Consider the following 6,462-nt stretch of genomic DNA (forward strand, 5'->3'; position numbering starts at 1 on the left):
TGGAACTGCCCCTTCCTACAACGCGCTTGCCGATCGCGCCGGGTCTGCCGAGCCTGCCGAGCAGCATCCGTGATGGCGTCCACACCCTCATGTCACGAAGCTAGTCCCAACGCCGGGGCGGCCGGTTTCCTATCTGTTAGACCCCGTGGGGACTTGGGTTGCGGTGCCCTCACACCCCAGGTCAGCGGAGTGTGACCCGGGCGGGACATGGCAGGTCCCCTTCGCGAGGCGTAGCGCGGGGCGGTCGCCCCGACCGTCGCCGCCGGGTCGTCACGGGCGTCGGCGGTGCGGCGGCCCTGGGACCTGTGTGGCTCCTGTGAAAATTGGACTTTCAGACTTCCTATTGCGCTGGGCGTCCTGAGAAGTTGGGGCACACAACTCGGCCGCTCCATGCGGTCGTTGGACCTCATCCCCCACGAGGGCGCAAAAATGGCGAGAGCCTCCTTCACGGAACGCGCGCGACCATAGTCACCGCGACGGCCGGCCTTTCGCTGGCCGTCGCTCTGCTGCCCGGCGGCGCGAACGCGGCGCCGGGCGATCCGGTGGGCCGCCCCGCGGCCGACTCGGGTGCCCCAGCGGGCGACAGTCCGGCGCTCATACCCTCCCAGCAGTCCCTGGTGCGCAGCGACGCCCGGCTGACGAAGGCCGAACAGCGGTCAGGCGTACGGTAGTTGCGCAAGCAGCTCGGGACGCAGGGTGTGCTCGAACTGGACCCGGCCACCGGGACCGCACGCCAGGTCGCCCGGCTCGACGGGTACCTGACGTCGGCCAGTGGCGCCGCCCCGGAGGACATCGCCCGGAAGTATCTGCGGGCGCACCCCGATGTGTTCGGGCTCTCCGCCGGCCAGGTCAACGGGCTCACCCTGCGCAAGCAGTACACCGACATCGCCGGGACACGTCACCTGTCGCTCGTCCAGTCGGTCGACGGTGTCCCGGTGTTCGGCAACGGCGTCAAGGCGCACGTCGCCCGCGACGGACGGCTGATCAGCGTGCTGGGCTCCCCGGTGCGGGGGGCTGCCGTCCGCGCTGGCTCCCGCGCGGATCTCCGGAACTCAGGCCCGGCAGACCGCCGTTCGCGACATCGCGGGCGGCACGGACGTCAGCGGCGGCAGCTCGGACACCGCCAAGCAGGTGGTGTTCACGGCGCCGGGCGGCGTGGCCCGACGTGCGTGGCGGACGGTCACCTCACCGGACGGCCAGGGCATGTGGCTGCACGTCGTCGACGCGGTCACCAAGCGGGTCCTCTACCGGCAGAACCTGTCCTCCGACCTGAAAGCCGAGGAGTCGGAGGGGACTGAGGGGGCCGGCCAGCCAGATGAGCGGGTCGCCGGCCTGGCCTCCTCCGCCGGCTCGCTCTCGCGTACCGGCAAGGTGCTGGTCTGGGACCAGTACCCGGGTGCCAAGGCCGGCGGCAAGCAGCACACCCGGCATCTGACCGCCCGGGGCTGGCTCCCCAAGGACGCCCAGACCCTCAACGGGACGGTGGCGCACGTCTTCAGCGACGTCAACGACAACAACAAGCTGGACCCGGGCGAGGAAGTGGCGCGGAAGGCCGACGGGATGTTCGCCTTCCCGTTCAAGCCCTTCACCGGTGCCGGCTGCGGCACCCCGCTGCCCTGCTCGTGGGACCAGAAGACGCCGAACTCCTGGCAGACCAACCGCGCAGAACGCCGCGCAGGTCTTCTACTTCCTCGGCAAGTTCCACGACCACCTGGAAGCCCGGCCGATCGGCTTCACGCGGGCCGCCGGCAACTTCGACAGCCGGGACGGCGACGCCGTACAGGCGCAGACGGACGACGGCGCGGCCATCAAGGACGGGCTGCCCGACGAGGACCACCTGAACAACGCCAACATGGGTACGCCGCCGGACGGCCAGACGCCCACGATGCAGATGTACCTGACCGGTTCCATACCGGACCACAACGTGCTGCAGGGCAACTTCGGCGACGACGCCGCCACCGTCTACCACGAGTACACCCACGGTCTGTCCAACCGGCTCATCACCGACGCCGACGGTGTTCCCGCCCTCAACAGCGGGCAGTCGAGCGCCATGGGCGAGGCGTGGAGCGACTGGTACGCCCTCGAGTTCCTCAACAACAAGGGCCTGCTGAAGGACAAGCGGCGCGTCGACGGCGACGTGAACCTCGACGCGCCGGGCTGGAGCGACGACCTGCCGTCGCGCTCCCAGTCGATCGACTGCCCGGTCGGCTCCAAGTCGGCCGCCTGCCACGGTACGACCAAGGCGGGCCCGGGCGGATACACCTACGGCGACTACGGGAAGATCTCCCGCCGTGGTCCGGAGGTGCACGCCGACGGCGAGATCTGGGGCGAGACGCTCTGGGACCTGCGGTACGCCCTCGGCAGCCGGCTCACCGAGTCGCTCGTCACCCGGGCGCTGACCGACCCGGTGACCAGCAGGCCGGAGGGCGGCGTTCCGATCACGGGACGCCGCCCTTCGGTTTCTGTGTGCTTACGTCGGCTCAACTGGTCGTGCAGGCGGTCCCGTTGAGCGTGAACGACGTGGGCGCCGCGTTCGTCGCCCCCTTCGCCCCGACGAAGCCGACCGAGACCGAACCGGCGGCCGGGATCGTGGCCGTGTAGGGGGCGGGTACGACGCTCACGCCGGCGCCGCTCTGGGTGGGCGTACCGCCCCACATGTTGTTGATGGTCTGGCCGCTCGGGAAGCTGAAGCCCAGCGTCCAGCTGGTCAGGGCGGCGGTGCCCGTGTTGCGCAGGGTGATGTCGCCCTGGAAGCCGCCCTGCCAGTCGCCGACGACCCGATAGGCGACGGAGCAGCTGACACCCGGGGTGCCGCCACCCGGAGGCGTGGTGACGTTCACCGTGGCGGAGCGGGGCGAGCGGTTGCCGGCCGCGTCCCGTGCGTACACGGCGAAGGAGTAGGGGGTGGCCGCGGTGAGGCCGGTCACCGTGACGGTGTTGGTGGTGGAGGCGGCGGCCGCCGTCTCGGTGGCGCCGCTCACGCGGACCACGTCGTAGCCGGCGACGCCAACGTTGTCAGTCGCCGGGGCCCAGGTCAGCGTGGTCGAGGTGGGCGTGGTTCCGGACGCCGCCGGGGTGCCGGGGGCGGTCGGGGCCTGGGTGTCGGGGCCTGTGCCGCCGCCGTAGACCGAGGCTTCCCTGGACGTCTGGGCGATGCCGTTGGGCCCGTTGAAGACACGTCGGCCCCAGGCGCTGAGCTGCTTCGGGTCGAAGCCGATCGACAGGTCGAGGGCCGGGTCCGTGTTGCCGCTCCACGACCAGGCCAGATAGCCCAGCTTCAGCTGCTGGGCGGCTCCCATCATGGTGTCCTCGTCGGGATCGCCGTACTGGTCGGCCGGACCTCCGAACTCGCCGATCAGAATGGGGAGTTGGGCCGTGACGAAGGCGTTCAGGTAGTCCGTGATCTCCGCCGCCGTGTCGTAGACGCTGTACATGTGGATCGAGAAGATCAGGTTGCCGGTGGTGTCGGCGTCGTACACGGACCGGGCGTTGGCGCGCATGACGCCCTGCCAGTCCTGGCCCCAGTTGGGCGCGTCCACCATGATCGTGTGCTGGAGACCGGCGGCGCGCAGTTTCCGTACGGCGGCGATCGTCGGGGCGGTCCAGCCGGCTGGATCGGTGTTGCCCCAGGGCTCGTTGGCGAGGTTGATGACGACGTAGTCCTCCTGGCCGGCGAGGACGCTCTTGAGGCCGATCCAGTAGTCGGCCGCCTGGTCGAGCGTCCCGGCGGCGGCGTCCTCGCCGTAACCGGTGGCGTCGTGCACCTCCAGGACGCAGATCAGCCGGTTGGCCTTGCACTGCGCGACGACGGCGGCCACGTCGTCGGCGGTGTTCCTGGTCCAGCGGTGCCCGTCGGCGAGGACGACACGGACGGTGTTGGCGCCCAACGCCTTGACGTCCCTGAGGGATTGGGTCTGGGTCGGGTACCAGGTGTGGGCGTGGTTGACGCCTCGCATCACGAAGTCGTTGCCGTTGCCCTCGAGGAGACGGCCGTGGGAGATGTGGAGGCCGGTGGCCAGGGCGCCGGGCGGCTCGGCTCGAGCCTGGGCGGGGGCCGGGGCGAGAGCCAGGAGGCCGAGGAGGGTGACCAGGGAAGTGAGCAGGACGGTCGTGCGGCTCTTACGCGTCGCGCTTTTCGGTGTTCTCACTGCGATTCTCACTGCGACTCCTGAAAGTGGGCGCGGCAAACTCAGCGTCAGCGGAAAGGCGGGAGCGCTCCCATGAACCCATCACGGCAGGGACACGTCAAGACAGTGGGCGGCATCAGTCGACACGCGAAAGGGGCCGCCCGGCCTCCGGCCGGACAGCCCCGAGTGCCCGAGCGCTTCAGTCGCGCAGGCTGCGGTATCCGGTGCTGGGACGCGCGCTGCGGAACGTACGGCGGTACGCGTCCGGGGGTACGCCGATGGTGCGGTTGAAGTGGCGGCGCAGGGTCGTGGCCGTGCCCATGCCGACGGCCTCCGCGATGGCGTCGACGCTGTCGCCGGTGGCCTCCAGCAGCTCCTGGGCGCGCCGGATCCGCTGGTTGTGCAGCCACTGCAACGGGGTGGTGCCGGTGACCGCCCGGAAGTGGCGGCCCAGATGGCGCGAGCTCATGTTCGCCCGGCGGGCCAGGTCCTCCACGGTCAGCGCGCGGTCGAGCCGTTCGATCGCCCACGGGAGCAGTTCGGCGAGCGGATGGTCGTCCCGGACGGGCACCGGCGCGGTGACGAACTGCGCCTGACCGCCGGCCCGGTGCGGGGGTACGACGAGGCGGCGGGCGACGGTGTTGGCGATCGCCGGGCCGTGGTCGAGGCGTACGAGGTGCAGACACAGGTCCATCGAGGCCGCCTTGCCGGCGGAGGTCAGCACGCTGCCGTTGTCGACGTACAGCACGTCCGGATCGACCTCGACGAGGGGATGGCGGGCGGCCAGGACGTCGGTGTGCGCCCAGTGGGTGGTCGCGCGCCGCCCGTCCAGCAGTCCGGCGGCGGCCAGCACGAACGCCCCGGTGCACAGGGAGGCGACGCGCGCTCCCGCCTCGTGGGCCGCGCGCACCGCGTCGACCAGTTCGACGGGCGGCGCCTGGTCGACGTCGGCCCAGCCGGGGACGATCACCGTGTCGGCGTACGGGAGTTGGTCGAGGCCGGCGTCGGGTTCCAGGAGGAATCTGCCGGCACGGATGGGGCCGGGGCCGCAGAGGGTGACGTCGTACCAGGGGTCGACGAGGTGGGTGAGGTCGGCGCCGAACACCTCGTAGGCGATGGCCAGTTCGAAGTGCAGCATGCCGTCGGTAAGGGCGAGCGCGACAGAGTCCACGTCCGGAATTGTACGGGGCATGTCGTTTCAGACACTCGTGCCGGTCGGTAACTACCGCCAGACTGGCAACAGTTGATCATTCGGACGCAACAGCGCAGCAGTACAACGGCGCAACGGGGAGAACTCATGGGATCGGCATCGGCGCAGGCAGTTGTGGTGTTCGGCGCGTACGGGCACACCGGGCGCTTCGTGGTGGCGGAGTTGCTGGAGAAGGGATACGTCCCGATCCTCTCCGGACGCGACCCGGAGCAGTTGCGGGAGCTGGCCGCGTCCCACCCGGGGCTCGACGTCCGCCCGGCGTCGGTCGACGACCCGGGCTCGCTGGACCGCGCCCTGGCCGGAGCGGCGGCCGTGATCAACTGCGCCGGGCCCTTCGCGGCGACGGCCGCGCCGGTGATCGAGGCGGCGCTGCGGGCCGGTGTCCCGTATGTGGACGTGGCGGCCGAGATCGAGGCCAACCTCGACACGTTCACGGACTTCGCGGAGCGTGCCCGCGCCGCGAACGCCCTGGTCATCCCGGCGATGGCCTTCTTCGGCGGCCTCAGCGACCTGCTGGTCACGGCAGCGATGGGTGACTGGACGTCGGCCGACGAGGTGCACATCGCGTACGGCCTGAGCAGCTGGCACCCCACCGCCGGCACACGCACCGCCGGCACGGTCTCCCGTGACCGCAGGAACGGCCGCCGGGTCCGCTACAGCGGAGGGCAGGTGGAGTACCACGAGGACGCCCTGCCGACCCTGAAGTGGTCGTTCCCCGAGCCGATGGGGACGCGGGAGGTGATCGGCGAGTTCTCCATGGCCGACATCGTCACCGTCCCGAGCCATCTGGACGTACCCGAGGTACACACCTACATGGCGGCGGAGGCGGCCAGGGATCTGGCGGCGTCCGACACCCCGGCACCGGTCGCGGTCGACGAGGACGGGCGGTCCGCACAGACGTTCGTGGTCGACGTCGTCGTGCGCTCCGGCGGGGTGGAACGGCGGGCGGTGGCGAAGGGCCAGGACATCTACGCGGTGAGCGCACCGCTGGCGGTGGAGGCGGTGGGCCGCGTGCTCACGGGACGGACGCGGGCGGTGGGGGTGGCATCGGCCGGGGCGGCTTTCGACGCGGCTGACTTCCTGGAGGCTCTGGGCGCGCACATCTCGGTGGAGATGGTTCGGTAG

General features: G+C 70.8%; 6 protein-coding genes. 3 read left to right on the plus strand and 3 right to left on the minus strand.

Annotation, left to right across the window (positions count from 1 at the left end):
- Positions 1-656: 656 nt before the first annotated feature.
- On the minus strand, positions 657-962 hold the full coding sequence (locus ADL01_RS46740) for a hypothetical protein (protein WP_234354841.1): 306 nt from the start codon (positions 960-962) through the stop codon (positions 657-659).
- Here ADL01_RS46740 and ADL01_RS46745 point away from each other — a divergent pair.
- On the plus strand, positions 903-1,298 hold the full coding sequence (locus ADL01_RS46745) for a hypothetical protein (protein WP_234354839.1): 396 nt from the start codon (positions 903-905) through the stop codon (positions 1,296-1,298). The genes ADL01_RS46740 and ADL01_RS46745 overlap by 60 nt on opposite strands.
- A 293-nt stretch (positions 1,299-1,591) precedes the next feature.
- Positions 1,592-2,509, plus strand: a complete 918-nt coding sequence (locus ADL01_RS46750) for a M36 family metallopeptidase (RefSeq protein ID WP_234354837.1) — start codon at positions 1,592-1,594, stop codon at positions 2,507-2,509.
- Here the strand turns inward: ADL01_RS46750 and ADL01_RS29475 are convergent.
- Both ADL01_RS29475 and ADL01_RS29480 read right to left on the minus strand, forming a co-directional pair.
- Positions 2,481-4,148: a cellulase family glycosylhydrolase gene (locus ADL01_RS29475; protein ID WP_053745034.1), complete on the minus strand. Its 1,668-nt coding sequence runs from the start codon at positions 4,146-4,148 to the stop codon at positions 2,481-2,483. The two genes, ADL01_RS46750 and ADL01_RS29475, sit on opposite strands and share 29 nt — an antisense overlap.
- Positions 4,149-4,326: 178 nt before the next feature.
- Positions 4,327-5,298 carry a helix-turn-helix domain-containing protein gene (locus ADL01_RS29480; protein WP_234354838.1) on the minus strand — a complete coding sequence of 324 codons (972 nt, stop codon included), beginning with the start codon at positions 5,296-5,298 and terminating at the stop codon, positions 4,327-4,329.
- A 126-nt stretch (positions 5,299-5,424) separates the two neighbouring features.
- Here ADL01_RS29480 and ADL01_RS29485 point away from each other — a divergent pair, with 126 nt between their 5' ends.
- Positions 5,425-6,462: a saccharopine dehydrogenase NADP-binding domain-containing protein gene (locus ADL01_RS29485; RefSeq protein WP_053745036.1), complete on the plus strand. Its 1,038-nt coding sequence runs from the start codon at positions 5,425-5,427 to the stop codon at positions 6,460-6,462.

This window comes from Streptomyces sp. NRRL WC-3618, from assembly GCF_001280005.1.
Taxonomy (GTDB): Bacteria; Actinomycetota; Actinomycetes; order Streptomycetales; family Streptomycetaceae; genus Streptomyces.

Excerpts from the sequence above, each read along its gene's own strand:
- ADL01_RS29485 (WP_053745036.1), top strand. The coding sequence starts at position 5,425 with ATGGGATCGGCATCGGCGCAGGCAGTTGTGGTGTTCGGCGCGTACGGG.